This window comes from Sphingobacteriales bacterium, from assembly GCA_012517435.1.
Taxonomy (GTDB): Bacteria; Bacteroidota; Bacteroidia; order CAILMK01; family JAAYUY01; genus JAAYUY01.
On sequence record JAAYUY010000176.1, the window covers coordinates 1 to 16,613 of the forward strand.

Genomic DNA, 16,613 nt, shown 5'->3' on the forward strand with positions numbered 1-16,613 from the left:
AAAACATTCTGTACTGGGTAGGATGAATGTAAATAATCTTTCCTTCAGTGAGCTGCAAATGATTGGGATTTTCAGGCAAATATAGGCTGAAAAGGGATAATTATACCAAATGTTATTGTAAATTGTCCGGTTATGTTACGGCTGATGGGTGATGGGTTATCAGTAATGCGTGATGGGTGATGAGTAAAGTGTACCGTATTTTTCGTTCCTGCTGATGACTGTCTGATGGCTGCTTTTGGATAGCTGACTGCTGTTTTTTGTGAAAAGTATTGAAAATTTACCTTGACACTTCATTCAGGTAATGGACTAAACTTAATTTCATTATAGTATTATCAAAAATTTAATTGAAAGCTTATTCGGGTACGTTTGCTGAAATCTTTTCAATATTAATGCAACAAAAAAAACGATTGAGGGAAGCCAAATATGGGAAAAGAGCAAAAAGCAAATACTACATCAGGGTCTTTAAAACCCTTGTCAGGTCAAGCTCTTTTTCCAGTTCATCTATCAGCTCAGGAACTGAAACCCGTCTTTGTAGCATGGAATCGCGGTAACGAAGGGTAACTGTATCATCTTCAAAGGTTTGTCCGTCAATGGTAATGGCGTAGGGAGTGCCAATAGCGTCCTGTCTTCGATACCTTCGTCCGATGGAATCTTTTTCATCATACTGGCACTGGAAATGAAATTTAAGGTTGTTGTAAATATCAAGGGCTTTCTGATCCATCCCGTCTTTCTTGACCAGGGGTAAAATGGCCACTTTTACAGGTGCGAGGAAAGCAGGTATCTTTAAAACTACTCTTTCAGAACCATCTTCCAGCTTTTCCTCTGTGTAAGCATGAGAAATTACCGATAAAAACATTCGGTCGAGGCCGATGGAAGTTTCAATTACGTAAGGGATATAACTTTCATTTAATTCATTATCAAAGTATTGCATTTTTTTGCCTGAAAATTCCTGGTGCTGTTTCAGGTCGAAATCGGTACGGGAATGAATGCCTTCCAATTCCTTGAAGCCAAAGGGAAACTCAAATTCAATATCCACGGCAGCATTGGCATAATGGGCTAATTTTTCATGAACATGCAACCTGTATTTATTTTCAGGAATACCCAACGCTTTATGCCATTTCAGGCGGGCTTCCTTCCAGTATTCAAACCACTTCATTTCTTCTCCCGGCCTGACAAAAAACTGCATTTCCATTTGTTCAAATTCCCGCATACGGATAATAAACTGTCGGGCAACAATTTCATTTCTGAATGCTTTCCCTATTTGAGCAATCCCAAACGGGATTTTCATTCTGCCGGTTTTATACACATTCAGGAAATTGACAAAAATACCCTGTGCTGTCTCAGGACGCAGATATATTTCGCTGGCACCTTCAGCGGTGCTGCCCACTTGTGTGGCAAACATCAGATTGAACTGACGTACGTCTGTCCAGTTCCTGGTGCCTGAAACTGGGCAAACGATTTCATAATCGAGAATGATTTGTTTTAGTTCGGCCATGTCATTGGTTTCCATGGCTTTAACATAGCGTTGGCTTAGCTCATTATATTTATTCCGGTATTCCAGCAAGCGGGGATTGGTATTCTTGAACAGTTCGGCATCGAAGCTTTCTCCAAATCTTTTGCTTGCCTTTTCAATTTCTTTGTCGATTTTATCCTGATACTTCTGTAATTGTTCTTCAATCAGGTCGTCAGCACGGTAGCGCTTTTTGGAATCCCTGTTGTCGATCATGGGATCATTAAAGCTGTCCACATGGCCGCTGGCTTTCCAGATTTTCGGATGCATAAAAATAGCAGAATCAATACCGGCAATGTTTTCATGAAGCTGAACCATGGCTTTCCACCAGTAATTTTTGATATTGTTTTTGAGTTCAACTCCATTCTGACCATAGTCATACACTGCTCCAAGTCCGTCATAGATTTCAGATGAAGGGAATACAAATCCGTATTCTTTGCAATGGGAAATTATTTTCTGGAAGTTATTATCCATTTGTGATAAAATTTAAGCTATTCAACAGGGGTGCAAAGTTATTGAAATGATTTCAACAGCATCGGTTTAAATGGCAGGAATGTTCAATAACCCATTGATTTACCCGTAATAATGTTTTTAAGAGTCAGAAAAATGATTTTTAAGTCGAGCCAGATTGACCAGTTTTCAATATAAAAAATATCGAACCGGATGCGGGCAAGCATGTCATCCGTGTTTTTGGTTTCGCCCCTGAATCCTCTGACCTGAGCCAGGCCGGTCATTCCGGGTTTAAACCTGTGGCGGGTGCTATAGCCGGGAACCAGTCGGGAAAATTTTTCATTTAACTGAAGCATGTGGGGGCGTGGCCCGACAATGGACATTTGCCCCAAAAGAACATTAATAAATTGCGGAAGTTCGTCCAGACTGAATTTCCTGAGAAATTTTCCAACTTTTGTAATACGTTCATCATCTTTACTGGCCTGTTTCAGATCAGCATCTTTATTTAGATACATGGTTCTGAATTTCAGACAGGTAAAAGTTCTGTTTTTATAGCCGGTACGTATTTGCCGAAAAAAAACAGGTCCTTTTGAATCAAGTTTGATCAGAAGTGAAATCAGTGGCATCAGCCACCACAGAAAAACGGCAAAGATAATCAGGCTGAAGGTAAGGTCAAATGTCTGCTTCAGGAATTTGTTAAAGAGGGCTGTAAAATCATCAGTTCCGACAGAAATGACAGGCATCTGGTCAAATCGTTGATAACCAAGGCGGTAGGGCGGAAAACCGTCAAGGTCGGGAATGATGTTTAACCTGACAGGATAATTAATGGATATGTTGAGGAGTTCGTGTTTAACCTCATCTCCGATAACATCCATATTGATAAAAACCTCATCGATCCGGTATTGCTCAATGAGTTGGATCAGATTTTTATAATCATTTGAAAGACAATATTTAGCGGGACACTTCCCCTCATGAACAAAACCAAAATAACGAAATCCTGTCCATGGATTTTTCAGAAAATAGTCTTCAAGGATTTCAGTGTTTTTGGAATAACCTATGATGATGACATTAAGCTGACAAAAGCCTTTTTTTGAGATAAACTTAAAGAGAACATCGTAAAAAAGTTTACCTGCCATTAAACAAAGGAGTAGAAATAAGATTTTCAGCATGTAATATTCATCAGCAGGCATGCTGTTAAAGATAAGCTGATGCAGTAGCAGAAAGCAGAAGAACCAGAATAAAAAAGCATTTAAAGTGTTGAAAATGATTTTTTTACGTTGTTTAAACCTGGGATAATCAATCAGATTGAAAAGGTAATGTAAAATGCCCCATAACAAGTTTAATAAAATGATGACAAGCAGTAAAACTTCATTTTTGTCTGAATCAGTATTAAAGAGAGAGTTTTTGATGAGAATAAAATTGAGCAGCAGGAGGTCGGTCAGAATAGAAACAGCGGAAATGATGATATAAAATAGCCTGTTTTTAAATGGCATAGGCAGATGTTGTTCTCAGGTTTGGTTGGTTATACAGACGAAATAATAGTATTCAGCGTTTACCGGAATAGCGTGTTACCGAATTAAAAAATTCTGCATATTTCCTGCCCATCAGATTCAGGCTGTGTTCACGGTGGATTTTTTCAAGATTGGCATTAATCCAGATGTTGTAATCTGATTTGGATTTAAAGGAATTCAAAAGGTTGATAATGTCGTCAGCAGATGAGAAATAAAAGGCATTGTTACCCAGGATTTCGCGGTTGAAAGCATTATCATGGGCAACTATCAGTGAGCCGGCAGCCATGGCTTCGAGAAGGGATGGATTGGTACCGCCAGCTGAATGTCCGTGGAAATATAGTAGTGAAAATTGACGCAAAGCATTGAGAATGTTATGGTCATAGATAGCCCCTGCAAAAATAATACGCTGGTCATGAAATTTTTTCTGAAGGAATTTTCCATACCGGTTGCTGAAATTGCCCACCACCACAAGGGGATAAGAGGTTTTGGAAAATAAGAAGGAAGAAATAATCAAATCGAGATTATTTTCAGGTTCAGGACGGCTGATGAGGAGAAAATATTTTTCAGGTTGAAGGAACAGAGGAAGGCATGAGTTGTCAATTTCAACTTTCCCGACAGGGTAGGTGAGGTATAAGGAATTGATTTTGTATTTTTTATCGAGATATCCCTTGATGACTTCGGAATCTGCCACCACATAATTACTTCGTCTGACGGCCAGTTTTTCAGAGAATAATAAAAACTTTTTTGTCAGCCGGTTATATTTTGCCCGCTGCCATTCCATTCCGTCCATGTTGGTCATGATAACGGCTTTTTTGTTGTGAAATTTCATAAAAACAGCGCTGCTGGTGTATCCAAGGTGATAAATGACATCGAAATTGCGTTTGCGGGAATCGAGAATGCAAAGCAGGTCATAGACAAATTGAGAAAAAGAATGACCCAAAAATCGCGGACAATATTTATAAATTAGCCTGACCTCTCTCCATTTCTTTTCTTTATAGTTTTGATAATGAGGGCAATAAACATACATCTCAAAACCTTTTGTCACCAAAGATGCCGAAATCAGGCTGGCAAAGCGTTCAAATCCGCCATAGTTATCGGGAATGCCTCGTGTTCCGGCAATGCAAATCTTCATCTTTTAAATCTTTTCATCAGTTTTGAGGGATAGAAAAAAATGGCAGTTATAAGACAAATATATTTTCTCAAAGGGTTTAAGGAAAGCATATAATTCCGGTAGTTTCTGATATAGAGGTAATACATCAGTTGTCTTGACAAAGAGGCTTTTCTGCCAAAAATTTCATTTCTGAGGGAATATGTTTTTCTGATAGTGGAAAAACTAATCTTGCTGGAAGAACTTGCAGGATGTATTCTCATTTTGTAAAGTGCTTCCTTCAGGTTTTGAAATTTGTATCCACTTTTAACCATTGAAGCAAAAAGCTCGTAATCCTCAGCAGGGACAGAACTTTGATGATAGCAGAATTGTTTTAAAACTTCGCTTCTTATCATGACGGCCGGATGTTGCAGGCCATGCTCTCCTTTTTGATAGGCTTTTCTGATTTCACCAGGAGAAAGTGGGAAGTTGGATGTATGAAGCATCTTCCGGCTTTCGGAATGGAAATATTCGACATTACAGCCTACACCGGCAATATCGGGATTTTGCAGTAAAAAATCAAGCTGCTTTTCAATTTTAAGTGGATGAAGCAGGTCGTCAGGATCGGCACGAAGGGTAAAAGCTGAGGTAACTCTTCCGATGGCGGTATTCAAAGCATTGGCAAAACCTGTGTTTTCTTTAAACAAAACAATCTCAAATGGTTTTTTATCAATGTATTGGCTTAAAATTTCCTGGCTGTTGTCGGTAGAGCCATCATCAACGATAATGACCTGAGCGGGAAGAACAGAGGAAGATAAGATACTGTCAATGAACTCATTGAGAAAAGTGCCGTTGTTGTAATTGGCAGCAATAAGTGCAACACTATGCCTCTCTTTGCCTGACATCAGTTTAGAAAAAATTTGTGCCTGAACATAAGCAAAAATAAGGAATACACAAGAATATCAGGACGATACAGTGATTTCCGGCATATTTTTAACCACCTGTTAAGCAGGGTGATTTTATAATGATTGATTCCTGAAATTCTGATATGTGTTTTTAATTTATTCATCCATTCAGACAATTCGGCAATCTGACGGAATGAGTTGATTTTTTGTCCTTTGCTGATAAAATAGTGACTTCGTAGATCATTGTCTGTAGGAGAAATGCCTAGATCATGGAGAATTACTGAGTAAATGTGTTTATCGGCTTCAAAGCGTTTGTCTGCCAGATGATGGGTCATGCTATTACGGTGAAGGCGGTAAAAAGTCAGCTGCTCATTCAGGTTTTTGCCTTTTCCTCTTTGCAATAGCTTCCACCAAAGGTAATAATCCTCTACAAAATCAAAATTATCAGGAATTTGCAGGTCTCTCAGGGCTGATTTGCGAAACATGACTGCTGAATTGACAAAGTAATTTCTGAAGATGAGGATGGGTAGTATTTTATCTTCATTGGCCTGTAGTCGTAAAGAGGAAGTTTTATTATCTTTTTCATTGACGAAAACGACTGAACTGCCAACTAAAACAAAATCAGGATTTTGTTCGAGGAAAGCAATTTGTTTTTCAAATTTCTGCGGATGAAAATAATCGTCAGCATCGATAAAGTTAAGAAATTCACCCTGAGCCATGTCGAGGAGTTGCTGCCTCCTGTACGAAACACCCTTTTTTTCTTCAAAGTGGAACGATTTAATTCTTTTATCCTGAAAAGCCTTTATTATTAAACCACTTTCGTCAGTTGAGCCGTCATTAATGATAATAAATTCAAAGCTTTTGAAAGATTGTCGAATAACAGATTCAATGGCAGTTTTTAAAAATTCTGACCCGTTGAAAACAGTCATTAAGACACTTAGTTTTGGATTTTCGTCCACTTTTGAACTTAATTTATCTGAAGCAAAAATATACACTAACCTTTGACTTTTAAAAGGAAGATTAAATCAATGAACAAAAACAAACCTAAAATCAAACCTGTTGTCCCTGCCAAAAAAAATCATTTACAGATCCCGCAGAGAAAAAAGATAGATATTCACCTGATTTTAGCGGCATTGCTTTTTTTTCTCTTACCTGTTATTTATGATGAAAAAGCAGTTGATCAGGTTCTTGTGCTCAGATTTCTTTTCCTTTCCGGCATTTTGCTGTTGTATTTTTTATTAGCCTTTTTTAACAGGAAGGAAAAAATATTAAGGATTGAAATTCTTCAATTACCCGTATTTCTTTGCTGGTTATTGTTTCTGATCGTTTCTGTTTTTTCACTGGTCAATGCTATCAACCCTGTCGAAGGTTTATTTGATATATCGCGGACAGCCCTGTTATTTTTACTGTTGCTGGTTCTGGTGAATGAAATCAGCATGAATAAAGGTCTTGAGTCATTTGTGGTTTTTGTCTCCCTTGCGAACCTTGTTTATTTACTGACCGGTTACATACAGTATTTCCGTTTTGCATTCGGGCACGATGATTTACAGGCACTTTACAAGGTGATAGGCATCTGGACTCATAAAAACTTTTTTTCCAGCATGCTTTTTCTGCAATTTCCTGTAATGCTTTACGGCTTGATTTTTCAGAAAAAATACAGAAAGGCGTTGGCAGTTCTGATTTTTTTTAATCTGAACCTTATATTTTTATTGCAAACACGCTCAGTATGGCTTTCGGTGCTTTCTTTTGCGTTTGTGATGGCTTTTTTCATGCTGGTTTTCCGGAATAAACTGAAGAATGGAGAAGAAGCCTTAAAATTTAGGGGAAATATCAGGTTGGCAGGGATTATTCTCGTTTTATCTGTACTGTCAGCATGGGGACTGACCAGCATATCGGTGCATCAAAAGCTGGACAGCAGAGCCGCTGAAAAGAAAATCAGCCGGTCAGATGATGGTGTAAATCAGGAAAAATCAATTAAAAATATAGATGAACGTGCTGCCACTATGTTCGATGTCAGAGAAGCCAATACCCGCCATAGAATCGAAATGTGGAAGATGTCGTTCAGGATGATTAAAAAACATCCTCTGCTGGGTATAGGTGCTGGAAACTGGAAAATAGCTGTAGCGGATTATTTGCCGGAGGATTATAACAAGAATTATTTCAACAATATCAGGCGTCCCCATAATGATCTACTCTGGATTTTCAGTGAAAAAGGGATTTTTGCCCTATTAGCCTATGTTGCTTTTTTTGTCTTCCTGATTTTATTTGCTTTCCGCATAATTAAAAAGGAGAGCGATTTCAGAAAAAAAATCATAGCAATAATCGCTATTAGTGCCATTGCAGGTTATTTTGCCGATTCAATGCTGTCGTTCCCCTATGAAAGGATGGAGCATCAGGTGATGCTGATGTTTTATTGTGCTTTGATTATCAGTATTTATCTGAATTGTTGTCCATTGTTTTTAAAAAAAGATGGATGGCTGATGAAAAACAGTAAATCTGTTCATCTGATCGCACTGTTCATTTTAATTTTAACTACATGGCTTGGAAAAACATGGTTGCAGGACGAGAGAAACATCAAAAAAGCAATTTCAGGAATCATGTCGGGCAGGTGGAATCTGACTGAGGAAAATGCAGAAAAGGCTGTACATCCACTGGCACAATTGGATGCCCGAAATGTTCCTTCAGCTTGGTATTGCGGAAAAGCATGGGAAATGATGGGCGACCAACAGAAAGCACTGGAATATCTGGAACTGGCCTATAAGCAGAATCCCAATTTCATCCTTGCACTGATTGATCTTGGGAGTGTTTATGGAAAAACGGGCAGGACAGACGATGCTGTTGAATTGTTTAAAAAAGCAATCAGGATTTATCCGGGCTCCAGAGATGCTTGGCAAAACCTTGGTGCTGCCTATTATCAGAATAAGCAATATGAGGAAGCTTTGAAATGTTTTGAAAAGCTTAATGAGCTTAAATACGATCCGGAAGTCGTTAAAATTATCGATATGATTAAAAATACTCATTTAAAAAAATAAATTACACGGAAAATCGTTTGTCATGATAGTTTTAATACAAGAAGAATTTGATATGATTTTTAAATAATAGAGAATGGTAAAAAAATACACAATCAACAAACCCCATATAGTTTTTGATATTATTGAAAATGAGGTGATTGTAATTAACCTGAAAAATGGTAACTACTATAACCTCGACAAACTGGGTGCCTGGTTCTGGGAATCAATCGAAAAACAAATCTCTCCTGATTTTTTAACTGATAAAATTGCTTCAGGATTTAATATTCCGGAGGAAGAAGTCAGGACGGATATGGGTATTTTTCTTTCGACATTGCTAAGCGAAAAACTTATTTCAGAAGTAACTGAAGAACAGTATGTTAATTCAGAAAACGGGAGTATGCCCACAGATTTTGAAATTCCCGGTCATATTACTGGTTACGAGTGTCCGGTGTTGCGGAAATATTCAGACATGCAAAATGCCCTGATGCTTGACCCTATTCATGAATTTGATGAAAGGGGATGGCCGGAAATGAATGATGATCTGTATTTCAGGGAACATGAGGATGAATTAGCCAACTGAAAGATTGCTTGATCGGATGATTGTAAAATACACAAATCCGTTTCCTTCACCTGAGCAGGAGCTACTTCTTAAAGCTGCTCTGTTTAATGAAAATGAGGCAGTTAAAGCCTGGCAGCAATGGAATCAGGTAGTGATTTTTGAAGGCTATTTCGATCATGCCTCATTCAGGTTGTTGCCGCTGGTGTATAAAAACCTTTCTCATCTGAAGCCGGAGGTGTTGTTTGCAGGCAAGCTTAAAAATGTGTATCTGCAGTCATGGTACAAAAACCAGAATTTGTTTTATTTCTGTAGTCAAGTGACAACCTATCTGTATGAAAATCAAGTTTATCCGCTGATACTGAAAGGTATTCCCTTAAGCATTTTGGCTTACAAAGACAGAGGTGCCAGGCCAATGTCTGATATTGATATGATGATTCAGCTGCATGAGGCGGAAAGGACGCTCAGGCTTCTGAGAGAACAGGGCTGGATACCCGAAAATGAAGAGTATATTGAATATAATCTTCAGTATGGCAAAAGTATTTGTTTAAAAAACGACCAGGATATTGAACTGGATATTCACTGGTATCCGTTTTTTGAAGCACATGGAAAAGCAGGGGTAAATGATTTTACCGACAGGAAATATGCATTTAAAGTCAATGATGTTCAATTGTATTCATTGTCTCCTTCTGATATGCTGATACATGTCATTACGCATGGTTTACACTATAATCCGGAGCCTCCCATCCGGTGGATACCCGATTGCCTGATGCTGTTCAGAAACCTTGGGGATCAAATCGATTGGGAATATTTTTATCATCAAATGATAAAGTTTGGTATCACATTGAAAGTGAAACTGGCTTTAGGTTATCTGAAAGAGACCTTTCATTTGCAGATACCTGAAAACGCGGAAAAAATACTCTTAAAGGCTCACGTAAGTTACAGGGAAAGAATTATTTATAAAAATTCAAAGCTCATTGAAGAAGAAAAGGAATTAAGGTTTTTCCGGAAGTTGTTTCAACTATATCTGATTTATCTGCAACAGTCGGGAGAAAAGGGCATTTTGAAACAAATGATTGGATATATAAAATTTCTCCGGTTCCGGACCCATTATGAAAATCCGCTGAAGGTTCTCTTTTATCATATTTTTGTCAAAAGAAAACAGGAAAATAAATATTAGTGTTGAAAAACAATCAGTCATATTCATTTTCACGGGAGGCATGGAAATATTATATCCGGCTCTTCCGCGATCAGTACAGCAAACTATTGGCTTCATCACTCGGATCATCTTTTCAGGCACTCCTGATTGTACCTGTCATCCTGCTGATAAAATTTGCTTTTGATAAGATTATTCCTGAAAAAGATATACGCCTGCTTATTTTGGCCGGAACAGCCATTTTTTTATTGCGATCAGCGAGTTCACTCTTATCTGTATGGCTTAGAAACATTCACCTTAAAATTATTAATAAATCGGTTTTTTTGCTGAGGAAAGACCTTTTATCAAAACTTTACGGTTTTTCAAGGAATTTTTACACATCAAACGACATTAAGATTCTTCATACTCAATTAGTTATTGATACCGAGCGACTATCCGGCATGAGCAATGTCATTGTGTCAAGGCTTGTTCCATCGCTGATTATCAGCATTGCGCTTGTGATTTTGTTGTTTTTGCTCAACTGGAAACTCATGCTCATTATTTTGGCCATGGTGCCTTTGTTGTATGTCTCGAATTTCCTGATTGGTAAAATTATCAAAAAACGTGTATTTACTTTTCAGCGTGCCTTTGAAATGTTTAGCAAGGGAGTGTTTTTTATGCTGAAATATCTCGATCTGGCTATCATCCAGTCCACACAGGAAAAGGAAATGGAACAACAGTCGGAAATTCTGGATGATTTGCAGAAAAAGACAAACAAAATGGCCATCATTTATACGGTCAATTCTCAGATACAGGAAATATTGACGGGTTTGATCGCTATTGTCATCATTGTCGTTGGCGGGGTGGCTGTCATTTCAGGGAAAATGACACTTGGTGATTTTCTTTCTTTTTACATTGCTGCAGGCTATCTCAACAGATTTGTCAATTCTGTCAATACCTCTGTACCTGAGATTATTGCCGGCAATGAATCGCTGAATACCCTTTTTGCTTTGGCCGATAACCGGGATTTTGTCCCTTATAAAGGAACTAAACAGATTGATTTCAAAGGATTTATATCGCTGAAGGAGGTTAGCTTTTCTTATTCTGAAAAACCTCTTCTGAAAAACCTCAATTTTGAACTGTTACCCTCTCAGATTTATGCCCTGACGGGAGCCAACAGTGCAGGGAAAACAACTATTATAAACCTGATTCTTGGCTTTTACAGACCGATTGAAGGCCGGTTGTTCGCAGACGGAATTCCTTATGATGTCATTGACCTTTGTGACCTGAGGAAAAATTTTGGCGTGGTCATGCAGCAACCATCCTTGTTTTCAGGAACCATAAGGGAAAATATCTTCTACGGAAACGAAAAAGCGACAGAAGAAGATTTGCTGAGAGCCGTGCATTTTTCCCTTGCCGATGAATTTATCGGGAGATTACCTGAAGGATTTGAAACCCTGATAGGCGAGGACGGGATGATGCTTTCAGGCGGAGAGCGGCAGCGGATTGCCATAGCCCGTGCCATTATCCGAAAACCCAGATTACTGATACTGGATGAGCCTACCAATCACCTGGATGAAAGCACCGTTGAACAACTGATGAAAAACCTTGAAAAGCTGGAAGAAAAGCCGGCTGTATTGCTTGTCAGTCATGATGAACGGGTGGTGCGTTTCGCTCATCAGGTATTTAAACTTGAAAACGGAATTTTGACTATCCATTAAAAATGAATCCCTGAGGACATGAACAAAATAGTAAAATCAGAATCAGCTCAACTCGAATTTTTTAATCAATGCCGTCAATTATACCTGCAGGCAGCAGCAGTCAGCGGGGAGACAAAATTTTATTTTGAGGTTGCTGAAACGATTGTCTGTATTGCATTTGCCGGAGATTCAATGGTCGATATATTTACGCCTGCATTGGCACATCTTCAGCTTCCTGAGTGCAGAGAAGCAGATGTAACTTTTTGTGTTTGGGACAGCGACAGCAGTGGTGTTGCCATGATTGACCCGCCATGCAGATGGTCTGATTTTACCGACAGAGGTGATATCAGTGGGTTTGAAAGCCAGCGAATCAAAACAGCCTTTCACTGGAGCGATTTATCGGTGGTGGTAATGGATCTTGAACAAAACATAGGCGTCTTTTGGGTGAAATCACCAGCAAAGTTGCCTTTCTGGTCAAAATCAGCTCCTCTTCGTACGCTATTTCACTGGTGGATGGAAAAGAATAAAAAACAACTTCTGCATGCCGCGGCCATTGGAAATGAAAAGGGAGCTGTTTTAATTTCAGGAAAGGGAGGGGTAGGAAAATCATCCACGGCTATCCGTTGCCTCGAACATGGGATGAATTATTTGTCAGATGACTATGTTATTGTTCAGCTGGAACCGCAGCCTGTGGTCTTCAGCCTGTATTGCTCAGCAAAAATTAAACATGCTGAAACTTCTGAGTACGCTTATTTCCGTAACTATTTACTGCCTTATGAGAAAAACAGGGAAGAAAAAGCCCTGATGATATTATATCCCGGTTTGAAAGACAGGCTGGTTGAAAAACTTCCGGTAAATGCCATTCTGATACCGGAGTTCTGCGATCATGATGAAACTTCTATTACTTCAGTGCCATACTGGACAGTTCAGTCAGCCGTTTCTTTTACAACCTTGTCGCATTTGCCTTATGCCGGACGTTTTACACATGAACTGATATGCGGGCTGTGTCAGGAAGTTCCGTCTTTTAAATTATTGCTGGGTAAAAACAGAAGCGAAATCTCTCCGGTAATTGCAAAATTTCTGCAAAAAATTCAGTCGGAAAAGCCGGTGGTAAATCAGGATATTGCCTCATTGGAAAAATTTCCGCTGATCAGTGTGGTTATACCGGTTTACAATGGTGAAAAGTTTATAGCTGAAGCCATCAGCAATGTTATCTCCCAGAATTATCCGGCCCTTGAAATCATCGTGGTAAATGATGGTTCGACCGACAATACGGAAAATATTGTCAGGTCTTCAGGTGTTGAATTACGTTACATTTACAAGGAAAACGGAGGACCTGCTTCTGCCCGTAACAGGGGTATCAGCGAGGCTTCGGGTGAGTTTATTGCTTTTCTGGATGCAGACGATTTCTGGCCGGATAAAAATCTTACCCGCTTAATAGCAGAATTTCAGTTTGATCCTAAGTTAAAAGTTGTACATGGCTACGGTCAGTTGGTGAAAAAAGATGAACAAAGCGGGGAATGGATTTATCTGGGAAATCCGAAGGAATCCTTCCCCGGCTATATAGGTGCAGGACTTTATCGAAAAGAAGTGTTTCAGGAGGTGGGGCTTTTTGATACTTTTCTGAAATTCGGAGAAGATGCCGATTGGTTCAACCGTGCAAGAGAATTGAATATTCCCCTGAAAAAGCTGGAAGAAGTTACATTATATGTCCGCAGACACGGACAAAACATGACAGAAGGCAAAACACTGGTCGAGCTTAATGTTTTACAGGTTTTCAAAAAGTCGCTTGACCGCATGAGGAAGCAACATCCTGAAATTGAGCATGCCATGAATCCCAAAAGGGTGAGTGTCATTATTCCCTGCTACAATGCTGAAAAATATCTGGAAGAAGCCTTGCAAAGTGTTTTTCATCAGTATTCAAAACCATTGGAAATCATTTTAATAGATGATGGTTCATCTGACAGGAGTCTGGATATAGCAAAAAAATATACGACAAAAGTCAGGTTGCTACGGCAGGAGCACAAAGGAGCTGCTGCAGCCCGAAATCTGGGAATCCGACATGCTGCCGGAGATTATCTCGCCTTTCTGGATGCAGATGATATCTGGGAGAAACATCATTTGTTTTCTTTGCTCAAAGCTTTCGGAGACGATTTAAGCCTTGAAATGGCATTTGGACAGGTGGAACAGTTTGTCAGTCCTGAATTGCCAGATTCTTCGAAACTTGTCATTGATGATTCTCTGCGTGTCGTTGCAGGAGGCCACCCCGGAGCTATGCTGGTTAAAAAAGAAGTTTTTCTGAAGGTGGGTTATCTGAATGAGCAGCTTGAAGTCGGTGAATTTGTGGATTGGTTTGCCAGAGCCAATCACCTGAATATTAAACAGGCTGTAATTCCCGAAATCATTTACAGACGGAGAATACACACCACCAATCAGGGTATTCTGAAAAGAGAACAGTATAAAGACTATGCAAAGATTCTGAAGGAAAACATTGAAAGGAAAAGAAAGAGTTAAAATGAAGATCTCAGCTGAAAAAGGCATTTACTTTCTGGCTAATGATGATGTTTATGAACTTGTCGTAGCTTTTTTAAACAGCCTGAGAAAGTTTAATCCCTCTGTCCCTCTCTGTCTGATTCCTTTTAATGATAAGACAAACAGAATCATTTTGCTGAAAGACAGATACAATTTTACAGTTTTTACTGATGAAGAAAAACTGAGAAGGTGCGATCAAATCAGTACTGATTTTCATGATCATTATGCGGGACATTACCGGAAGCTGGTCATGTGGGAAGGAATTTTTGAAAAGTTTATTTATATTGACGTTGATACCATAGTCCTGAAAAATCTTGATTTTGTTTTTGATCTGCTTGACCAAACTGATATTATGACTTCTTTTTCCAACCTGCCATCCATCAGGAAATGGGTGTGGAAGGAAGAAATAATGAAAGCAGATATTCTGACGAAAGAACAGATAGAATATGCTGCCAATACCGGCTTTATTGCTTCTCATAAAGGAAAACTCAGTATTCGACTGGCTGAATCGAAACTGTCAGAAATACAGAAACTTAAGCCATACATGGTGTTGCATTGCATGGAACAGCCTTTTCTGAATTATCTGTTTGTTACCAGCGGGTTGAGATTGTCGGGTTTATACCGGCAATTTGTTGAGCACAACAGTCAGGTAAAATATCTCGAATGCTGGGGAGGGCAAAAGATTATCCGCAAAAAAGGAGAGCTGTTTAAATCAGAAGATGGAAAACAAATCGGGATATTGTTTATTCACTGGGCAGGCTTATGGCAGCCCCGTAAAGCAGACCATCTCATTTTTATCATCCTGAAGTATTTAAAACTCAGGAAGGAATTTTGGAGAATAAGCCTGTTTATGCCCCAAAAAAAGTATTGGAAAAAGTTTTTGACTGGGCTGGAATAAACATCTAAATCATAGTAAATCAGCTGAATGAATGGAATCATGGGGAGTGTTTCCACGCTTGCCTAAATCATCCAGTAATTTTAAAACCTGCTGATATCGTTTTTCTCTGATATAAGGTGTATTATGTGCATCAATGGTAGCCCAATGACTCCATGATGGCCCGTTTTTAATGATAGCCGGCAATTTATCATCTTCCGTTTCTTCATCCCTGAATGCTAATATTTTTTTGTTTTGAGTCTGAATGTTGAACTTTTCAGGTCTTTTGCCAAGCGGAGCCTGTCCATCTACATAGCATTTACTGACATTAAACATTTCAACTAAAGAAAAATGTTCTTTGATAAAAGACAAAGTTAATCTGAAATCATCTTCGTTTTCTCCCGGGAACCCAACTATCAGGTTTACTGATGTTTTGATGCCTGATTGATGGCATTTCCGAATTATTTTGGATGCTGTTGAAATGTCAAATCGCTTATTCATCAGAGATAATACATGATCAGACCCGCTTTCGACACCAAAATCAAGGTCGCGGCATCCGGCTTCTGCCATTAGTTCAAGCAACTCAGGAGTAAGCGTTAAATCAGGTCTTGCATTTCCACCCCAGTGAATATTAACTTTTTCATTGATTAATGCTTGGCAAAAATCTTTCAGGTGTTTTGGATCTCCGTTTAATGCAGAGCAAATCAGGCATATATAGTTTGCTTTGTATTTTTCTTTTGCCGTTTTTATATCGTTTATGATTTCTAATACTGGCCTGATTCTGTATGGCTTATATCTTACTGTTTCCGAGCAGAAACTACAACTGCCTTTACACCCTCTGCTAAATTCTATCGGAATTCCTCCTGTTTTGTATTTCTTAAGGTCTAAATGATCAAGGTTAAGGGGAGGAATTTTTTCAAGATCAGGGGGATGATTCTGAGGTAAATACTTTAGTGAAAAGTATTCAATGGGCTTGTTGAACAAAATTTTACGTGCAACCGCTTTCATGAAACCAAAGCTAAAAAGATTTGTTTTTTTTATGTAAGCAGTTCCCTTTATTTCATCAAAGTTGCCGGATGATTTCAAGGCATTGATAAACAGCAGAAGAGTGTCTTCAACTTCTTTGTAAAAAATCAGATTAATATGTTTTAACCAATTTTCAGCATGCGAATATTCAACATAGACATTCATCCCCGGACCGCCAGCAATGATCAGACAATCTGAAAACTGTTTTTTAAAGTTTGTTACCAGATATTTTGTCACATTTTTATTGGTGTCAAATACTGAAAAGCCAAAAACATTAAATCCTTTTTGAATTAAAACTGATATTTCGTTTTCAAAC

The 16,613-nt window shown here is 38.7% G+C and carries 12 protein-coding genes; 6 read left to right on the top strand and 6 right to left on the bottom strand.

The window, feature by feature from the left end; translation table 11 throughout:
- Positions 1 to 448: 448 nt before the first annotated feature.
- The 5 genes from GX437_10130 to GX437_10150 all read right to left on the bottom strand — a co-directional run bounded on the left by GX437_10130 (position 449) and on the right by GX437_10150 (position 6,458).
- Complete coding sequence (locus GX437_10130; GenBank protein NLJ08015.1) at positions 449 to 1,984, bottom strand: glycine--tRNA ligase; 1,536 nt, start codon at positions 1,982 to 1,984, stop codon at positions 449 to 451.
- An 83-nt stretch (positions 1,985 to 2,067) separates the two neighbouring features.
- Positions 2,068 to 3,453 (bottom strand): exopolysaccharide biosynthesis polyprenyl glycosylphosphotransferase, encoded by a 1,386-nt coding sequence (locus GX437_10135; GenBank protein ID NLJ08016.1) that lies wholly within the window; start codon positions 3,451 to 3,453, stop codon positions 2,068 to 2,070.
- A 52-nt stretch (positions 3,454 to 3,505) separates the two neighbouring features.
- Entirely contained in the window at positions 3,506 to 4,603 is a 1,098-nt protein-coding gene (locus GX437_10140) for a glycosyltransferase family 1 protein (protein ID NLJ08017.1), read from the bottom strand.
- The gene (locus GX437_10145; protein NLJ08018.1) at positions 4,600 to 5,463 is read right to left on the bottom strand and encodes a glycosyltransferase; all 864 of its coding nucleotides are present in this window, start codon (positions 5,461 to 5,463) and stop codon (positions 4,600 to 4,602) included. The genes GX437_10140 and GX437_10145 overlap by 4 nt, the downstream gene beginning before the upstream one ends.
- Positions 5,463 to 6,458, bottom strand: coding sequence for a glycosyltransferase (locus GX437_10150; GenBank protein ID NLJ08019.1), 996 nt, complete (start codon positions 6,456 to 6,458; stop codon positions 5,463 to 5,465). Before GX437_10150 ends, GX437_10145 begins: the two co-directional genes overlap by 1 nt.
- Positions 6,459 to 6,491: 33 nt before the next feature.
- Here GX437_10150 and GX437_10155 point away from each other — a divergent pair, with 33 nt between their 5' ends.
- The 6 genes from GX437_10155 to GX437_10180 all read left to right on the top strand — a co-directional run bounded on the left by GX437_10155 (position 6,492) and on the right by GX437_10180 (position 15,295).
- The gene (locus GX437_10155; GenBank protein NLJ08020.1) at positions 6,492 to 8,495 is read left to right on the top strand and encodes a tetratricopeptide repeat protein; all 2,004 of its coding nucleotides are present in this window, start codon (positions 6,492 to 6,494) and stop codon (positions 8,493 to 8,495) included.
- Between the two features lie 73 nt (positions 8,496 to 8,568).
- Positions 8,569 to 9,054 carry a PqqD family protein gene (locus tag GX437_10160; GenBank protein NLJ08021.1) on the top strand — a complete coding sequence of 162 codons (486 nt, stop codon included), beginning with the start codon at positions 8,569 to 8,571 and terminating at the stop codon, positions 9,052 to 9,054.
- Between the two features lie 16 nt (positions 9,055 to 9,070).
- Positions 9,071 to 10,210, top strand: a complete 1,140-nt coding sequence (locus tag GX437_10165; GenBank protein ID NLJ08022.1) for a nucleotidyltransferase family protein — start codon at positions 9,071 to 9,073, stop codon at positions 10,208 to 10,210.
- A 2-nt stretch (positions 10,211 to 10,212) separates the two neighbouring features.
- A complete protein-coding gene (locus tag GX437_10170; protein NLJ08023.1) occupies positions 10,213 to 11,886 on the top strand; it encodes an ABC transporter ATP-binding protein in 1,674 nt (557 codons plus the stop codon).
- An 18-nt stretch (positions 11,887 to 11,904) separates the two neighbouring features.
- Positions 11,905 to 14,379, top strand: a complete 2,475-nt coding sequence (locus GX437_10175) for a glycosyltransferase (protein NLJ08024.1) — start codon at positions 11,905 to 11,907, stop codon at positions 14,377 to 14,379.
- Between the two features lies 1 nt (position 14,380).
- Positions 14,381 to 15,295 (top strand): hypothetical protein, encoded by a 915-nt coding sequence (locus GX437_10180; protein ID NLJ08025.1) that lies wholly within the window; start codon positions 14,381 to 14,383, stop codon positions 15,293 to 15,295.
- A 9-nt stretch (positions 15,296 to 15,304) separates the two neighbouring features.
- Here GX437_10180 and GX437_10185 read toward each other — a convergent pair whose 3' ends face one another.
- On the bottom strand, positions 15,305 to 16,534 hold the full coding sequence (locus tag GX437_10185; GenBank protein ID NLJ08026.1) for a B12-binding domain-containing radical SAM protein: 1,230 nt from the start codon (positions 16,532 to 16,534) through the stop codon (positions 15,305 to 15,307).
- Positions 16,535 to 16,613: the final 79 nt, after the last annotated feature.